The 15,864-nt window shown below is 43.0% G+C and carries 15 protein-coding genes; 14 read left to right on the top strand and 1 reads right to left on the bottom strand.

What is annotated here, in order from left to right; all coding sequences use genetic code 11:
* Nucleotides 1–3: 3 nt before the first annotated feature.
* The 11 genes from PGW97_RS23235 to PGW97_RS23185 all read left to right on the top strand — a co-directional run bounded on the left by PGW97_RS23235 (nt 4) and on the right by PGW97_RS23185 (nt 9,834).
* Nucleotides 4–1,233, top strand: a complete 1,230-nt coding sequence (locus PGW97_RS23235; RefSeq protein ID WP_217393712.1) for an AAA family ATPase — start codon at nt 4–6, stop codon at nt 1,231–1,233.
* A 2-nt stretch (nt 1,234–1,235) separates the two neighbouring features.
* Nucleotides 1,236–2,519: a CpaF family protein gene (locus PGW97_RS23230; protein ID WP_217393714.1), complete on the top strand. Its 1,284-nt coding sequence runs from the start codon at nt 1,236–1,238 to the stop codon at nt 2,517–2,519.
* Nucleotides 2,516–3,439, top strand: a complete 924-nt coding sequence (locus tag PGW97_RS23225) for a type II secretion system F family protein (protein WP_273859977.1) — start codon at nt 2,516–2,518, stop codon at nt 3,437–3,439. Before PGW97_RS23230 ends, PGW97_RS23225 begins: the two co-directional genes overlap by 4 nt.
* Nucleotides 3,439–4,320, top strand: coding sequence for a type II secretion system F family protein (locus tag PGW97_RS23220; RefSeq protein ID WP_273860652.1), 882 nt, complete (start codon nt 3,439–3,441; stop codon nt 4,318–4,320). Before PGW97_RS23225 ends, PGW97_RS23220 begins: the two co-directional genes overlap by 1 nt.
* On the top strand, nt 4,310–5,086 hold the full coding sequence (locus PGW97_RS23215) for a hypothetical protein (protein WP_273859976.1): 777 nt from the start codon (nt 4,310–4,312) through the stop codon (nt 5,084–5,086). Before PGW97_RS23220 ends, PGW97_RS23215 begins: the two co-directional genes overlap by 11 nt.
* The gene (locus PGW97_RS23210) at nt 5,073–5,570 is read left to right on the top strand and encodes a TadE/TadG family type IV pilus assembly protein (protein ID WP_217393720.1); all 498 of its coding nucleotides are present in this window, start codon (nt 5,073–5,075) and stop codon (nt 5,568–5,570) included. The genes PGW97_RS23215 and PGW97_RS23210 overlap by 14 nt, the downstream gene beginning before the upstream one ends.
* A complete protein-coding gene (tadF, locus tag PGW97_RS23205; protein WP_273860651.1) occupies nt 5,554–6,096 on the top strand; it encodes a tight adherence pilus pseudopilin TadF in 543 nt (180 codons plus the stop codon). Before PGW97_RS23210 ends, tadF begins: the two co-directional genes overlap by 17 nt.
* 2 nt (nt 6,097–6,098) lie before the next feature.
* A complete protein-coding gene (locus PGW97_RS23200; protein ID WP_443147129.1) occupies nt 6,099–7,358 on the top strand; it encodes a TadE/TadG family type IV pilus assembly protein in 1,260 nt (419 codons plus the stop codon).
* 30 nt (nt 7,359–7,388) lie between these two features.
* Nucleotides 7,389–8,030, top strand: a complete 642-nt coding sequence (locus tag PGW97_RS23195; RefSeq protein ID WP_273859975.1) for an OmpA family protein — start codon at nt 7,389–7,391, stop codon at nt 8,028–8,030.
* A gap of 33 nt (nt 8,031–8,063) precedes the next feature.
* Complete coding sequence (locus tag PGW97_RS23190) at nt 8,064–8,648, top strand: outer membrane beta-barrel protein (protein WP_273859974.1); 585 nt, start codon at nt 8,064–8,066, stop codon at nt 8,646–8,648.
* Between the two features lie 79 nt (nt 8,649–8,727).
* Nucleotides 8,728–9,834 carry a phosphatase PAP2 family protein gene (locus tag PGW97_RS23185; protein WP_273859973.1) on the top strand — a complete coding sequence of 369 codons (1,107 nt, stop codon included), beginning with the start codon at nt 8,728–8,730 and terminating at the stop codon, nt 9,832–9,834.
* A 22-nt stretch (nt 9,835–9,856) separates the two neighbouring features.
* On the opposite strand, the gene PGW97_RS23180 is transcribed toward PGW97_RS23185, so the two are convergent.
* The gene (locus PGW97_RS23180) at nt 9,857–10,627 is read right to left on the bottom strand and encodes a transcriptional regulator (RefSeq protein WP_273859972.1); all 771 of its coding nucleotides are present in this window, start codon (nt 10,625–10,627) and stop codon (nt 9,857–9,859) included.
* A gap of 362 nt (nt 10,628–10,989) precedes the next feature.
* On the opposite strand from PGW97_RS23180, the gene PGW97_RS23175 reads away from it, so the two are divergent.
* The 3 genes from PGW97_RS23175 to PGW97_RS23165 all read left to right on the top strand — a co-directional run bounded on the left by PGW97_RS23175 (nt 10,990) and on the right by PGW97_RS23165 (nt 15,410).
* Nucleotides 10,990–11,292, top strand: coding sequence for a PTS glucose/sucrose transporter subunit IIB (locus tag PGW97_RS23175; RefSeq protein ID WP_273859971.1), 303 nt, complete (start codon nt 10,990–10,992; stop codon nt 11,290–11,292).
* A gap of 91 nt (nt 11,293–11,383) precedes the next feature.
* Entirely contained in the window at nt 11,384–12,790 is a 1,407-nt protein-coding gene (locus tag PGW97_RS23170) for a glycoside hydrolase family 1 protein (RefSeq protein WP_273859970.1), read from the top strand.
* Nucleotides 12,791–13,106: 316 nt separating this feature from the next.
* The gene (locus tag PGW97_RS23165; RefSeq protein ID WP_273859969.1) at nt 13,107–15,410 is read left to right on the top strand and encodes a M9 family metallopeptidase; all 2,304 of its coding nucleotides are present in this window, start codon (nt 13,107–13,109) and stop codon (nt 15,408–15,410) included.
* Nucleotides 15,411–15,864 lie beyond the last annotated feature (454 nt).

The following is a 15,864-nucleotide window of genomic DNA, read 5'->3' as shown; positions in this document are numbered from 1 at the left end:
TACATGTTTGATTTAGTTGATTTACTTAAAAACAAAGAAACGCAGCCAGCCAAAGAAGAAAAACTTACCTCGGTGTTATTTCATCAGACGGAAGCCTGCCGTGAGTTGGTTGAAGAAGCGTTCCGTTTTGAAGGTATTACGACACCGGCAATCCTCAATAATAACGATGACAATATTCGTCAACACGTTCGTGAGTCCACCATTGAAATTGTACTGGTGGAGCTGAATGAAAGCAGTAATGTGACGAAGGATATGGAGCACATTAGCCATCTATTGCCTAACAGTGCATCAGTCATCGTTATTGGCAGTGAAGATGCGATTTCTACGATTCGTAACCTTAAGGCGATGGGTTTTTACTATTTGTTCTGGCCTATCACAAAAACTGAACTAATTGATTTTGTGCGCAACGTAAACGAAAACCGCCTGCGAAATAGTGGATTGGGAAAAAACCGAAGTGCCAAAAAGGTCGCCGTATTGGGTGCGAAAGGTGGAGTGGGTGTTTCGTTGCTGACTGCAGAACTCAGTAAAGAATTATCAGAAAAGCGTAATAGTTCATGTGTGATTGTTGACCATAATTTCAGTGGCGGCAATCTGGATATTATGCTGGGACTTAAACAGTTCAAAAAACGTGAGGTTGCCCCTGGGGCACTGACCGCAAGTTTAGATGCAGGCTATGCCAGTAATATGGCAACTAAAGTGAATGGCATGTTATCGCTTTTAGCGATTGAATCTGATGATCTATCCGATGCTCAGCTAAAAGAATATGCGCGTACTTTATCTGCTCAACTAGCATCGCAAACCAACTTTATAATTGAAGACCTTTCTGGATCGACAAGCAGCAAGGCTGATTTAGAGTATATTGCGTCTCAGGCTGATGTTGTTTTGCTGGTTACTGAACCTACGGTATCCAGCTTGCGTGACGCTACTCGAGTGATGAATGTGCTTCAAGAAAAAAACTCGACAGCACGCTGTATCATTGTTGTTAATCATACAAAGCCTGAGAAATGTGCGACGGTTGAACTTCCTGAAATAGAAAAATATCTACATCAAAGTGTTGATGTTGTTTGTCCGTTTGAGCCTAAACTGGGCAAGACACTATTGCGAGGAGAAAATATATATACCCAGAAAATGCCTGTCAGCAACAGCTTTAGTCAGATAACCTCTCTGCTTCTTGGTGAAGCTATAAAACCTACAAAAGAAAGTCTGCTTAAACGACTGACCCAGAGAGCATAATCATGGATCAGAATAAGTCAATTTATGTCGCGATTCGTAATCAGATCTTTGATGCATTAGAAGCTGAAGCTGTTAACTCTTTGTCAAAAGAGCAGCTGAGTAAACAGTTAGGCAACGCGGTTGATTTGCTTATTGAAAGGCAGGGATGGTCCGTTGCCGCAGTAGTCCGTGCTGAATATGTTAAAAGTCTTGTTGATGAATTACATGGACTTGGGCCACTGCAAGCTTTAATGGATGACGAGTCTATTAGCGATATCATGATTAATGGTCATAACCTGGTGTTCATTGAGCGAAATGGCTTAGTTGAGCGAGCGCCAGTCAGTTTTATTGACGAGAACCAATTACTTCATATCGCTAAGAGAATAGCTTCTAGAGTTGGCCGACGTGTTGATGACTCTTCACCAACATGTGATGCTCGACTCCAAGACGGAAGCCGGGTAAACATTGTTATTCCACCAATTGCTATTGACGGCACCTCAATATCAATTCGTAAATTTAAAAAACAAAGTATTGGGCTTGATAAGCTGACTGAGTTTGGTGCGATGAGCCCTGAGATGGCCCAAATACTAATGATAGCAGCGCGTTGTCGTCTGAATATTCTTATCTCGGGTGGTACTGGCTCAGGTAAAACTACCATGCTAAACGCTCTTTCACAGTATATTTCTGAGAAAGAACGCATCGTAACAATTGAAGATGCTGCTGAACTTAAATTACTCCAACCGCATGTTGTACGTCTGGAAACCAGGACGTCAGGTATTGAAGGCACTGGTGCAATTACGCAGCGAGATTTAGTAATCAATGCACTCAGGATGCGACCTGATCGTATTATTGTTGGTGAGTGTCGTGGCGGAGAAGCATTTGAAATGCTTCAGGCAATGAATACTGGTCACGATGGCTCAATGTCAACTTTGCACGCTAATACACCTCGTGATGCTCTTGCCCGAGTTGAGGCCATGGTCATGATGGCAACGAATAATCTTCCTTTGGAAGCCATCAGACGTACCATTGTAAGCGCAGTTGACCTCGTCATCCAGATAAGCCGCTTGCATGACGGTAGCCGTAAAGTGATGAGTATTTCCGAAGTCATTGGTTTGGAAGGCAGCAACGTTGTACTGGAAGAAATTTTTAAATTTCAACCATCGGCTCAACATGGTCAGGATGGTAAAGTTCGGGGGCACTACCTTACAGCTGGTTTAATGCAGCGCTCTGTCTTAGTTGAAAAAGCACGTTTCTTTGGACTAGAAAGACAGCTAAATGCAGCTTTCAAGTTAGGTGAACCAGCATGATTTACTGGTTGGCTTTAATTCTTGGTGGGGGGATTGTTCTTTTTTTGCTAATGCCGCAGAAAAGGAAACATTACGATTACCTAGAAGAAATTAACAAAACCATTCTTGTTGCGACATTGGATAACGATCGCCAGGCTGTGAATTTAACGTCACTGTCGGACGAAACATTCAGCCAAAAACTATCCCGATTTTTTAATAACACATACCGACAAATCGGAACATTAGCGGTCGTTAAAGTTGTGGTTTTTTGTGTGTTGTTAGCAATGCTTGCGCTGTATCTAAATCGTAATTTTATCCAGGGTAATCTCCTGATAGTTCTGAGCATTGTAGAAGCGTTGGGTATGGTGTCGGGGGTTTTCTGGTTACGCAAGCGTGAACGTAATCAGTTTGAGGAAGCTTTTCCCGATGCGCTGAATATGCTGGCAAGCGCAGTGAGTTCTGGTGAAAGTATTATGCATGCCATCATGTTTGTAGGGCGAACATTGGAAGGAGATGTGGGGAAAGAGTTCAAGTTGATGGGAGAAAGGTTGCAATTGGGTGAGTCACCAGATGGTGTGTTTCGTAAATCCTGTACTCGATTTCCATACCCTTCATTTCAATTCTTTGTAATCACATTACGAGCAAACATGCACCGTGGTGGGCAGTTGAAGGAAGTCATAACAAGATTAAATCGCCTTATGTTCGATGCTCGCGCAGTTGAGAAAAAAAAGTATGCGTTGACTTCTGAAGCCAGGACATCAGCCAAAATTGTCGGGGCTATTCCTTTTGTCTTTCTGTTCATGCTTCAGTACCTGAGCCCAGAAAACTACGAATATGTCATGTTTAATCCTGACGGCAAACCGATTCTATATTATGTCTTGGTTAGTGAAGCTATTGGTATGTTTATTATTTGGGCCTTGATGCGAGGTGTTCGCTCATGATGGCATCTCAAGAAACTATTTTCATCGCTTTAACGTCTGTATTTTTTGGGGTTTCACTTTTTGCCTGGTTGCTGTTGCGTAAAGTTAAGCGAAAAAAAACATTAAGTCATTTCTCTATTAGCGGTGCATCAAAAAATATAGAAGAGAGTCTGTTTGAGAAAATTGATCAACTACTACCAAATGCAGTATCTACGAATACAGAAGAAATAGAACGTAAGTTTTATTCCGCTGGATTCTATGATTTTAAACTGGCTCATCTTTATATGCCTGCAAAATATCTGGCTGCTACGATAGGTGCAGGATTCATATATTGGTTGATAAGTGATGCTACATCATCACTCACAATCATCGCCTATATGTGCGTGTGGTTGGTGATCTGCATTTCTGTCCCAGATACGATTCTTAGTGTAAGAGCTAATGCGCTTCAGGAAAAGCTATCAAGCCAGCTGCCTTACTTGCTTGATTTGCTCGCGATGTGCGTCCAAACCGGTATGACCATTGAATCATCAATGAGTTATTTGGCGCAGGAGATGCGGGGTTTTGATAAGGATATTGCACACTTGCTTAATCGCACCAATGATCGTGCTCGAATTGTCGGGCTTGATCAGGCTTTGGATGAACTATATACCAAAGTACCTACAAATGAGATGCGAAGTTTTGTTATGACTCTTAAACAGAGTCTGCATTACGGAAGCTCTATCTATGGTGTGCTTAGTCGGTTGGCTGCAGATATACGTAACGTGCGTATGCTTAGCCTTGAAGAAAAAATAGGGAAATTGGCAGCGAAGATGTCGATTCCGTTAATTGTTTTCATCATGGTGCCTATTGTGATTTTGATTGCAGCACCAGGGGTTATGAGGATGATGTCTGGTGCATATTAAGTATGTTAATGTTGCCGTTTTACTCTTAACTTTAACTGGCTGTGTATCCAACGCCAGTTTTGATACTAACTCCGCGAAAGAAACAATGTTGGTTAATACAAAAAATTACCCGGAATTGATTTCTTTTTATAAATCTCAACTTAGAGAAAAAAATACTAGGGATGTAAGAGAAAAACTGTCACAAACTTACTTGGATTATGGCGACGCTGAGTCGGCGTTGTTCACAATTGAGCAGTTAAATGAGAAATCTCCTACTATAAATTCATTACTAATCCAAGCAAATAGTGAATTTGAACAGGGATATATTCTTGCAGCTTTGGCTACGACAAAAAGAGCTTATGAACTAGAGGATGATAATGCGGAAGTTGAGAACTTACTGGGCGTTATTTATGCCAGTGAGGGGGATATTACTCAAGCAAGACACTACTTTAATTTGGCTCGTAAGCATCTTTATGACGATATAAAAATCAAAAATAATCTGGCAGTTCTGGATATTGTTGAAGGACAGTATGAAGTGGCTATCAAGCGCTTATTACCAGTTTATATGAATGAGAAACTCGATGATCAGGTTCAGGCCAATTTGATGATGGCAATGGCTAAGGCTGGTGATTTTGATCTTATGAAGCGGGTATTGGCGCTTAAATTTAATGAGCGAGAAATTACAGAACGCTATTTAGCCTTAAAAGGTGCAGAACCGTTGTCAACAGGGGTTGCAATGAGTACGGCAGATCCAGATATGGTGGATGAACATAATGCCGTACAGTAAAAGAAGGGTCAGGGGTGTTGCCAGTATTGAATTTGTTCTTGGTTTCATGGCTTTTTGGATTATGTGTATGGCATGGGTAGAGATGAGCTATATGTCATATATTTCTGCAGTGAGCGATTTAATTGTCTCAGAATCTGCTCGTGAGGCGAAAACTGAAGAGTCCGAATATCGTAGTTCATTCAGGTCTGCCATAAGTAGACATCAATCAATTTGGGGTAACATTATTGATCCGAATAAATTTACGATGTCGATTCAGTATTTGGATAGTGTAAATAGGCTTGGATTATGGATTGAACCTTGCGAGGTTCCTAATGATAAGGTTATTAATGAGTGTGGTGGTCCTGAAAAAAATAAGCCTATAGCTGTTTATCGCATTGATTATCGATTTTCTTCTGTTTTTTCATATTTTCTGGACGCAGAAAGTATATTTAGCCGTGAAGTTATTGTTATTCAGGAATATGAGCGTGATGCATTTGAAATTTAAGCAACGCGGTAATTTTTCAGTTGAGTTTGCGATTGTCGGTATTGTACTGAGTGTTATCTTTGTTTTTAGTGCAGATGTTATTGTTAAATTATCTATTCGAGGAAAACTGGATAGGTTATCGTTTTCTTTGGTTAATGTACTAAAAGAGCGTACGCAATTATATGATGAAGATTACGAAATTAAGAATATTAGTGAAGCGAATATTATTTATACAATTGCAAGCAATTCATTGCAACGGACTCTGAACAGTTATGAAAGTTCACGCTTTGGTGCTGTAGTTGAACAACTGACTTTTAAAAGCATAGGGCATGCTAATTTACCTAAAACATATATTTTTGGTGCATACTCTTGCTCTCTTTCTCAAACTATAAAAGATTTTGAATATTTATCGGTTGTAACGAGTTGGGATCGACAAGCAACTTTGTATCGAGTGACACTATGTTATCGAACTGATAATACTTTTGGTTCTTTAATTAATGAAAGCTATGCACGGGTAAGCTCTTCATCAGTTATGATTGGGAGATAATAGTGAACAACTATAAACAACAACAAGGGCATGCCGCACTGTTATTTGCCATGATGATCCCGGCGTTGTTTGGCATTTTCACCTTGGCCAGCGATGGTGCTCGTGCCATTCAAACAAAAGCACGAATTGAAGATGCATCGGAAGTTGCTGCTTTAGCAATTGCTGCACACAATGATCCTAACCAAAGTACTAATAACTCTGGAAATGCAAGTGCAGTAAACAGATCTATAGCCACGAATATTGTTCAAGCATATATCAATGATATTGAGTCTATTACGGATCTTAAAGTGTATAAACGAGCTTGCGAACAAATTAGTGATTGCGTCAAAGGATTAGAAAAAGGTGAATCTCGTTTTTTTGAGTACGAAGTTGACGTAACAACGGCTCAAAAGTCATGGTTTCCCGGTAATGATAGTATTTCTGGAATGGGAGAAACTTTTTCTACCAGAGGGCACTCTTTAGCGCGTAAATACCAAAGTGAAGCTGTCGATGTAATGTTTGCTGCAGATTTTTCTGGATCTATGGAGTGGTATTGGTCCGGTGGTTATCAACGAAAATATAGAGATCTTATAGATATTATAAAAGAAGTAACACATGAATTAGATAAATTTAACAAATTAGAACTTGGGAATAATAATAAGGTCGGAATTTCAGCATTTAATTACTATACATATTCTAAGTACTCGGGTAGTAATTATTGGAATTCTGGTTGGTGCTATCTTGAGCAAGCTAAATTTTCTAATAAAGGTGTTGATTACCAAGAGACTATAAATACTATTTGGGTTGAAAAGTCAAAAAAATATTGCAATGAACGATATGATAGTGGTTATTTTTATGATATTTCATTAACGGACAATTTCAGTTCATTTAACTATAAAGTTAATGATTTCTATCCTAAAGGAGGAACTGCATCATATCAAGCTTTGATTAGAGGTGCACAAATTCTCAGAGGTGGTAAAAATTCTCGTCGTTTATTAATAGTTCTTTCTGATGGTAATGATTCAGAAAAAAAAGTAGCTGAAAATTTAGTGGATAGAAAAATGTGTTCAAAAATAAAAATGGGTCTTGAGTCAGACAGGACTGAAGATGATCGCCCAATTAAAGCTCGCCTAGCTGTAATTGGGTTTGATTATAATCCACATGAAAACAGAGCACTGAAAGACTGTGTAGGAGAAGGAAATGTCTACAAAGCACAGAATCGTGACGAAATCCTCAACAAAATCTTAGAGCTTATTACTGAAGAGATTGGTCACCTTAAATAGAACGCATAGATAAAGAGGAGAATGACAAATATGAATAAAAATATATTAGCAGCCGTACTTGCGATGGCAGTATCGCTGAGTGTGAATGCTGAAAATGATGCACACCTAAATGACTCTATAACAATGTACTGTAACATTTCAGGCGATGAATATCAGAAAGATGTGCATGTCGGGAAAGGAAATAAGTTGTATCTTAATCAAGGTGGTTTTTATCAGATTCAAGAGTTAAATTTTGTTGACCCTGAAGAAGAATTTGTTCGGTCACAATTAAGTCAATTGGATATTGATAAAAAGTGTACGGATTTTTTACTTAGTCATTCTATAATTGAATCAGTTAAGAACCGCGATCTTATTGCAAGAGTATACTTTAAATTTGACCAATATAATTTAACAGAGCAGTCAAAATATGTTTTAGATAGATTGTTTACCAAAATTAAAAGTGAACACTCTATATGGTTAGTTGAAGGTCATACTGATTCAACAGGTATTGAGCCGTATAATTACCAATTAGGCCTGAAACGTGCCAACAATGTTAAAGTCTATCTGACAGAGAAAGGTGCAATATCAAATAAATTGATTGTTTCATCGAAAGGTGAATCTGAACCAATAAGTAGCAACGAGACAAATCTTGGTAGAGAAGAGAACCGCCGTGTTGAGATACTCTCTTTATAAGTTTTTAAAGACGAAAAATAGTAGAGAATGATTATGAATAAGTCTATTTTTGTTTTATCAATTTTTTTGTCAAGCCCTGCCTTATCAGAAATTAACTCTGACTACAATCAGGAAGTTTATCTTGCAGTAGGAGCTGCTTCCCATAAATTGGAAAGTGAGAAAGGCACTCAGTATTCCGCTATTTGGGGTTCGCGGAATTATTATGTTCATAACTGGTTTTTAGGTGGAGAACTGGAAGCATCCTATATCGATAATAAAGCGAGTGACACGGAGAACATAGATGGCTCCATTCTCTCTGCAACAATTGAAGAGCAATATGCAATAGCCGCCAACATGCCTATTGGAATGCGTTTTGTTGTTACAGGCAAGGTGGTTGTTGATCTTTATGGATTGGTGGGTTTTAGCATGACTCGCCTAAAAGGTAGTTACAATTTATTGAACCTTAGCAGCAGTGATAAAAAAACAATTTATGGTCCCAAGTGGGGAGTGGGTGTTGATTCTGTATTCTCTGATTATCGTGTTGGTTTGCGATGGAGCCGAGCTAGCTTAGATGGCGATGATGTTAGTGACTCTCTCATAGAAGAGAATATTTCGCTATTAGTCGGTTATCACTTCTGACTAGGTACTAGTTGGATCACTTAAGGCTGCTCATTAATCTCTGAGTCCTTTTTATGAGTAACTCTTATTCGGTTTTTTTATGAATGTCATAACTCAGTTTTATTCAAACTTTAAAAATATAAGTTGGCGTTCAGATCTTTTTATTTTGTATGAAAGTCTAAAAGTTGATATACCAATATATATTTTTATTGCTATTTACATAATGGCTGTTTTTATTTTTTCTAATGTAAATGGATATGAAAGTAAAATACAACTCACATCATATATGGAAATACTGCCTATTGTAATATCCATTTCCTTATGTGTTAGTTCTATCGGTTATTTATTTTTATTAGTAATACGACTTGAGAAAAGGCCGCTATTCTGCTTCTGGATTAAGTTAATAAAAATTTATGAACTGAGAAATCGGATTATTACTAGTTTCTTTCTATTAACAGCCATTAGTGCTTTCACATCATGCTTTTCAACGGTGAAGGCTTTGATTCCATTACTTAATCCATTTTCCTTTGATGAGTTATTTCACCGTTTAGATTTGTTTCTCTTCTCAGGTGTTGAGCCTTGGAAAATTGCTCATGGATTTTTTCAATCACCTTGGATAACACTGGGATTGAATATCCTTTATAATTTCTGGTTAATATGTGTTTGGGTCGTACTTTGTTTATTTTTGGTTTATCCGATCTCAAAATTAAGACTTCAGTATCTAATGTCTTGGTTGTTGAGCTGGTCCTTACTGGGAAATGCGTTGGCCTATTTTTTACCGTCGGCCGGACCTGCATTTGTGTCTTTGTTAGAACCATTAAATACAACCTATGAACCATTAATGAGTTTGCTTCATGCCCATGATGCTTGGTTAATAGAACATGGGTCTTGGGTATCACTTTGGGCGCTTAGCACTCAGGATGCATTATGGGAGTCGTACTCAACTGGCAAAGAAATGCTGGGAAGTGGTATTTCAGCTATGCCTAGTATGCATGTGTCTATGGCCGTTTTGATGGCGTTGGGAGTGTATTCAATCAATAAAATGCTAGGTTGGGTATTCTGGATTTATGCCGTCATTATTTATATTGGTTCATTTATGTTGGGGTGGCACTATGCTGTTGATGGTTTAGTGAGTGCGCCGTTGACATATGTCATCTGGAGACTTTGCGGATATTGCCTCCGTCATTTTGATTTAGGTGATAACTGAGCTTAAGGGCAGTGCTTGCCCTTTAAGCTTGCGCTCCCTGCAACCTCAGCACCTCTCTTAATAACTCACCGTCAACTTCGGGTAGGGTGTCACTGAGCCGGATGGCTTCGCCAGGGACAAAAGAGAGCATCACGTTTTTCAGGGTGGCATCCGGGTTCTGCTGATTTTGGGTGTGGAAATTGACCAGTTGTTCGTACAGTTGTCCTTCCATTTTGCGGATTTGCTCGTCGGTCAGTTTAATCCGGGCCATGCAAATGGCGGGGCGTTGCTGATGCCGGTCCTGGCTGGTTTTGAAACGCGCCACAAATAGCTTGTCTAAGGGGCTGTTTTCTTCCGTAATAAAACGTTTTTGAGGGTTAAGTTTTACCCGGGTTTTTTCGATCGTCTCCACGTAGCCCATCATTTCCAGCGCCCGCAGGTAGTGGATGATGGACTGTTCTGACAGGGTAAAGTGTGTCTGAATATCCTCGACCGACCAGCCTAACGATGTCAGCAGGTAAATGAAATCGTACAGATACGGGTGTTTTGCGAAGATGGCATTATTATTCGGCGAGATGGCTTTAATGTCCCGTTGCTGAATACGGTTTGCCAGCTCCGACAGTTTCACTAAATCGGTGTCCAGGTAACTGGCATAAAACGTGATTTTATCAATGCCCAGGCTCGGATTATGAAACTGGCGCTTCAGACTGCTGACTGGCACGCTGCAGTATTCTGATAACTGCGCGTAACTGATATTGCGTACCTTCAGTGTTTCCCGCAAAGCCGCCAGTAAATACTGGGCTGATACCGTCATGGTTCCCTCCATGTCTTACATCTTTCATTACCAAATGGTGTCGCCGTCACGAGTCGCTGAGCCATGAGTCGCTGAGAAGACGGTCAGTTTGTTCCCTCATAGGTGCCCAAGGTACCTAAGTTGTCACGCTGACTCGTTCAGGAAGTATAACGATCAAAATTGTATATTGTATGCGAACTGCATTTGTCGTTGTGGTTTCTTGAGAAACCTCGCACTTCAGAGCGGCGCATGAACAGTCGCCAGTCAGTGAAGAATGGTATAAATAGAGCAATTAATGGCTACGGCAATGAATGGCGTGGCTAGGGCTGGCGGTAAAGATTCTGACAAGGCGATTCGCCAAACGGCGGATGACAGGGGGAAACATGCTCAATCGGTTACGACAATTCTTCCATTTTCTGACAAAAACCAATCCGAATATTGAGCAGGAGGTGGATGACGTAATAGCTGCTCTCGGCGGGCTGGACAATATTCTTCAGTCGGGAGCCTGCGCGACCCGGTTGAGAATGCACCTTAACGATACCGGGCGTGTGGACAGTGAAGCCCTGAAACAGTTGGGCGCATTCGGTGTCGTGCGTCTGGATAATCAGAATGTACAGGTTATTTTTGGCCTCAAAGCAAACAGCTACTCACAGCTGATCGAGCAAAAGTTGCAGCAGCTAAAATAGGAACAATTGCTTTTCATTCCTGACCTCATTTTTCTGATAGCGGTTGGGATAGGATGGGGCCAGTTGGTAACTTAACAGGCAGGATAGCGTCATGACGACACATGCTGAGACAACATTTCCAAAGCACTTTTTATGGGGCGGCGCCATTGCGGCCAATCAGGTGGAAGGCGCCTACGATCTTGACGGCAAGGGGCTGTCAACGTCAGACATGCTGCCTAAGGGGATTCTGAGCCCGCATCAGCCTCGTAATGAACGTACACCGGGGATCAAGGATCTGGCGATCGATTTTTATCATCGTTACCCGGAGGATATTGTGCTGTTCAAGGAAATGGGGTTTACCTGCCTGCGGTTGTCGATCGCCTGGACTCGGATTTTCCCGAATGGCGATGAATCAGAGCCGAATGAAGCGGGGCTGGCGTACTACGATAAGATTTTTGATGAGCTGGCCAAGCATGGTATGCAGCCATTCGTGACCCTCTCGCACTATGAAATGCCGTTTGCCCTGACCGAAAAATACGGAGGCTGGGGCAGCCGTAAACTGATCGATTTCTTTGCCCGTTATGCGCGTACGGTGTTCGAGCGCTATAAAGACAAAGTCAAACTGTGGCTGACATTCAACGAAATTAATATGTCGCTTCATGCGCCGTTTACCGGCGTTGGTCTGCCTGAAGAGGCATCGGAGCAGGAAATCTATCAGGCCATCCACCATCAGCTGGTGGCTAATGCCAAGGCCGTAAAACTGTGTCATGAAATTATTCCGGATGCCCGAATCGGTAATATGCTGCTGGGTGCGATGAACTACCCGTATACCTGTCACCCTGATGATGTGTTGGCGGCCATGCATGAAAACAACAAATGGCTGTTTTTCGGCGATGTGCAGACTCGCGGTAAATACCCAGGTTACATGTTGCGTTATTTTCGTGAGAAAGGCATTGAAATAGCCATGGCCGCGGGGGATCTGGAAGAGATTGCCGGTGCCAGCGTTGATTTTGTGTCTTTCAGCTATTATGCCAGCGGGTGTGCCAGTGCAGATCCGAAGCAGAAAGAAGTGGGTAACATCATCGACAGCGTGCCAAACCCGTATCTGGAAAAAAGCCAGTGGGGCTGGCTGATTGATCCGAAGGGGCTGCGTATTTTGCTGAACTTCCTGTATGACCGTTACCAGAAGCCACTTTTCATTGTCGAAAATGGCCTTGGTGCTCGTGATGAGCCGGATGAAAACGGCGAGATTCAGGATGATTACCGCATCGCTTACCTGAATGATCACCTGGTACAGGCGCATGAAGCGGTCAAAGATGGCGTTGAACTGATGGGGTTCACCAGCTGGGGGCCGATTGATCTGGTGGCAAACTCGACGGCAGAAATGAGTAAGCGTTACGGCTTTATCTATGTGGATCGCCATGATGATGGCAGCGGTACGCTGGCACGCAAGCGCAAGAAGAGCTTTTACTGGTATCAGGATGTGATTCGGACACAGGGGGCATCGTTAACCCGGTAGTGAAGCCGAGTAAATTTACTTTCAACAAAGGGCGCAGAGGCGCCCTTTTCTGTTTTTCATGTTCTGCGGATAACGCAATGAACGGATAAACTTTATAAAACCGAATGCACATTAAATTTGTGTTTCTCTGAAACCTCTCGCTTTGTAATTGAATACGGTTCTCATTTCCATCACCGCCTTTGACTTTCCGGGATTGCATATTTGCATATTGTATACAATATACCACCATTACCTTCTGTCACCCTGGTGATAGCATTTACACATCCTGTTTGAAGTCGTTGAAGGATGACAACATTAACTTCAAGAGAAGAAAAAGATGGAACTTAAAGCACTTGCGTTAACGGTATCAGCCCTGCTTGTGGGTCAGTCGGTGTATGCATCTGAGGTGTTTTCTCACCCGGGCATGCCGGTTCAACAAAAGTTGCAGCCAAATTTGCTGCAGCAAAGTACCAGGCTTCAGCCAGAGCAACATATCCACGGGCTTGAACGCACGGATCGGCAATATCGTCCGACAGATGCTACTCAGCAGCCGGAACCACCAACGTTACTGAAACGTCAGGTATCGGTTCAGCAGGATGCGGTTGAACAGTGTGATCTCAGCCAGTTTCAGACGACCAGCAGTAACCAGTTGATGGCCGCGATTCGCCAGCAGGGCGCCAGTTGTGTCAATGCCTTGTTTAGTGCTGACACGGGAGTACAGGAAGCCGCGTTTTCGTCCAACCACATGTATAACGTCGCACAATATACCCGAACACTGGCGCAGCAATATGCGGGCGGGGGCAGTGATGAGCTGGAAGCCTTGTATCTGTATCTTCGGGCGGGGTATTACGCTGAGTTTTATAACAGCAATATCACGTTCCTGTCGTGGGTGACGCCGGCAGTGAAAGGTGCCGTGGATGCGTTTGTCCAGAATACCCATTTTTATGACAACGGCGACGCTCATGGCAAGGTGCTGAACGAGGTGATCATCACGATGGACAGTGCTGGGCTACAGCATGCCTATCTCGATGTAGTGACGCAGTGGCTGACCCGTTGGAATGCGCAATATGCCGAGCACTGGTATATGCGAAACGCGGTCAATGGTGTCTTTACTATTTTGTTTGGCGGGCAGTGGAACAATCAGTACACCAGCCTGATTGGCGAGCAGACTGCGTTGGTGACGGCCTTACAGGCATTTGCGCTGGACCGTACGAAAGTGAATTCGCCAACGGAGTTTATGGCGGCCAATGCGGCCAGAGAACTGGGGCGGTTAGCTCGCTACACGGACGCGACCATTGCGCCTAAAGTCACGGAAGGATTAACCGCGATCTTCGGCCAGTATCCGTCCTATGGCGATGGAGATGCTATCTGGCTGGGGGCGGCGGATACGGCCTCTTATTATGCTGATTGCAGCCAGTTCAACATCTGTGGCTTTGAAGACGCGCTGCGTGATGCGGCGCTGAACCAGACTTTTATCTGTAGTGATACGATTAAAATTCGCTCACAGGATATGTCGCAGGCACAGCATCTCGCGGCTTGCGACAAAATGGCTTATGAAGAGTCATTTTTCCACACCACGCTTGAAACCGGTAATCAGCCGGTGGCTGATGATCATAATACGCAGCTGCAGGTGAATATTTTTGATTCCGATACCGATTACGGTAAATATGCCGGTCCGATATTTGGGATTGATACCAACAACGGCGGTATGTACCTCGAGGGGAATCCGGCCAATGTGGGCAATATTCCCAATTTCATCGCGTATGAAGCCAGCTATGCCAACCCGGACCATTTTGTCTGGAATCTTGAGCACGAGTACGTCCACTATTTGGATGGGCGGTTCAATATGTATGGCGATTTTGGTACGCCTACCGAGCTTGTGGTCTGGTGGAGCGAAGGGGTGGCCGAGTATGTGTCGCGGGTAAATGATAATCCTCAGGCGATTGCCACCATCCAGGATGGTAGCACGTACACTCTGGCGCAGGTGTTTGACACGACGTATGACGGTTTTGATGTGGATCGCATCTACCGATGGGGATATCTGGCGGTGCGGTTCATGTTTGAACGTCATCCTGATGAAGTTCAACGTATGCTGAGTGCCACCCGACAGGGACGCTGGGCTGAATACAAGGCGATCATTAACGGTTGGGCAAATCAGTATCAGTCAGAATTTGCCCAATGGACCGAGGCGCTGGTGAAGGGTGAGAGTGGCGCTGGGAACGGTGAGGGGACAGGCTCCGGTAATGAAGGGGGCGGTGAATCTGGTGGTAATACCGGCTTGCCGGAAAACTGCGCAGTACTGCCAAAAATCAGTGATGGGCGTTTAGCACTGGATGAAGCGGCCTGTCTGGCCGACACGGCTTCAGCGTCTGACGTATTGTGGTTCAGTATTCCGGCTGTCAGTGAATATCAGACCATTGCCATTACGGCGGGCAACGGGACTGGCGACCTGACGCTGGAATACAGCAACCTGAACTGGCCAGATGGTACCAATGTGCAGGCATCATCGGCAAATATGGGTAACAGTGAATGCATTATTCTGGAACATCAGGCGAATTACTGGGGATATCTGAAAGTCTCGGGTTCCTTTGAAAATGCAGCGTTACGGGTAGAGGCTGGCAGTAACCAGTGTCGTCAGTAACCCGTTTCAGTGGTGCTTCTCGCAGCCCGGCTTTTGCCGGGCTTTTTTGATTCTGAATGTAAAGCATGACTCCAGGTAGATGAAAGAAAGGCGAAAAGTGGCAGGGCTACGGGCTGTCGTGCCGCGTTACCGATATATGACTCACACAAAACCGATAATGCTCCGAATAATGGAAAAGGCCCGAATAATGGGGCTCGCCACCAAGTTTGTTCGCTATAGATCGGCCTAAAACGAACGTCCTGAAACAAAGTCCTTCAAACTCTGATTGCTTAAAGCCAGGGCACTTGAAATTAGCGACATCAAAGCCATCAACTTGAAAACAAACCATTTCAAGACTAGCCACTTCAAATCCAGTTACTTCAAAACCAGTCACTTCAAAATCAGCTACCTCAATGCCTCCAGAACAATGCCTCCAGATCAATGTTAGCCGCGGCATAAAGACCCTGAATATCTT

It is taken from the genome of Photobacterium sp. GSS17 (genome assembly GCF_028621875.1).
Lineage (GTDB): Bacteria > Pseudomonadota > Gammaproteobacteria > Enterobacterales > Vibrionaceae > Photobacterium > Photobacterium ganghwense.
Note: the sequence above shows the minus strand (reverse complement) of the source record. Positions and strands in the feature narration are given on the sequence as shown.

What these genes read in the sequence shown, in the direction of transcription:
- PGW97_RS23235 (WP_217393712.1), top strand. Translation starts at nt 4, where the DNA reads ATGTTTGATTTAGTTGATTTACTTAAAAACAAAGAAACGCAGCCAGCC.
- PGW97_RS23230 (WP_217393714.1), top strand. Translation starts at nt 1,236, where the DNA reads ATGGATCAGAATAAGTCAATTTATGTCGCGATTCGTAATCAGATCTTT.
- PGW97_RS23225 (WP_273859977.1), top strand. Translation starts at nt 2,516, where the DNA reads ATGATTTACTGGTTGGCTTTAATTCTTGGTGGGGGGATTGTTCTTTTT.
- PGW97_RS23220 (WP_273860652.1), top strand. Translation starts at nt 3,439, where the DNA reads ATGGCATCTCAAGAAACTATTTTCATCGCTTTAACGTCTGTATTTTTT.
- PGW97_RS23210 (WP_217393720.1), top strand. Translation starts at nt 5,073, where the DNA reads ATGCCGTACAGTAAAAGAAGGGTCAGGGGTGTTGCCAGTATTGAATTT.
- tadF (WP_273860651.1), top strand. Translation starts at nt 5,554, where the DNA reads ATGCATTTGAAATTTAAGCAACGCGGTAATTTTTCAGTTGAGTTTGCG.
- PGW97_RS23195 (WP_273859975.1), top strand. Translation starts at nt 7,389, where the DNA reads ATGAATAAAAATATATTAGCAGCCGTACTTGCGATGGCAGTATCGCTG.
- PGW97_RS23190 (WP_273859974.1), top strand. Translation starts at nt 8,064, where the DNA reads ATGAATAAGTCTATTTTTGTTTTATCAATTTTTTTGTCAAGCCCTGCC.
- PGW97_RS23185 (WP_273859973.1), top strand. Translation starts at nt 8,728, where the DNA reads ATGAATGTCATAACTCAGTTTTATTCAAACTTTAAAAATATAAGTTGG.
- PGW97_RS23180 (WP_273859972.1), bottom strand. Translation starts at nt 10,627, where the DNA reads ATGACGGTATCAGCCCAGTATTTACTGGCGGCTTTGCGGGAAACACTG.
- PGW97_RS23175 (WP_273859971.1), top strand. Translation starts at nt 10,990, where the DNA reads ATGCTCAATCGGTTACGACAATTCTTCCATTTTCTGACAAAAACCAAT.
- PGW97_RS23170 (WP_273859970.1), top strand. Translation starts at nt 11,384, where the DNA reads ATGACGACACATGCTGAGACAACATTTCCAAAGCACTTTTTATGGGGC.
- PGW97_RS23165 (WP_273859969.1), top strand. Translation starts at nt 13,107, where the DNA reads ATGGAACTTAAAGCACTTGCGTTAACGGTATCAGCCCTGCTTGTGGGT.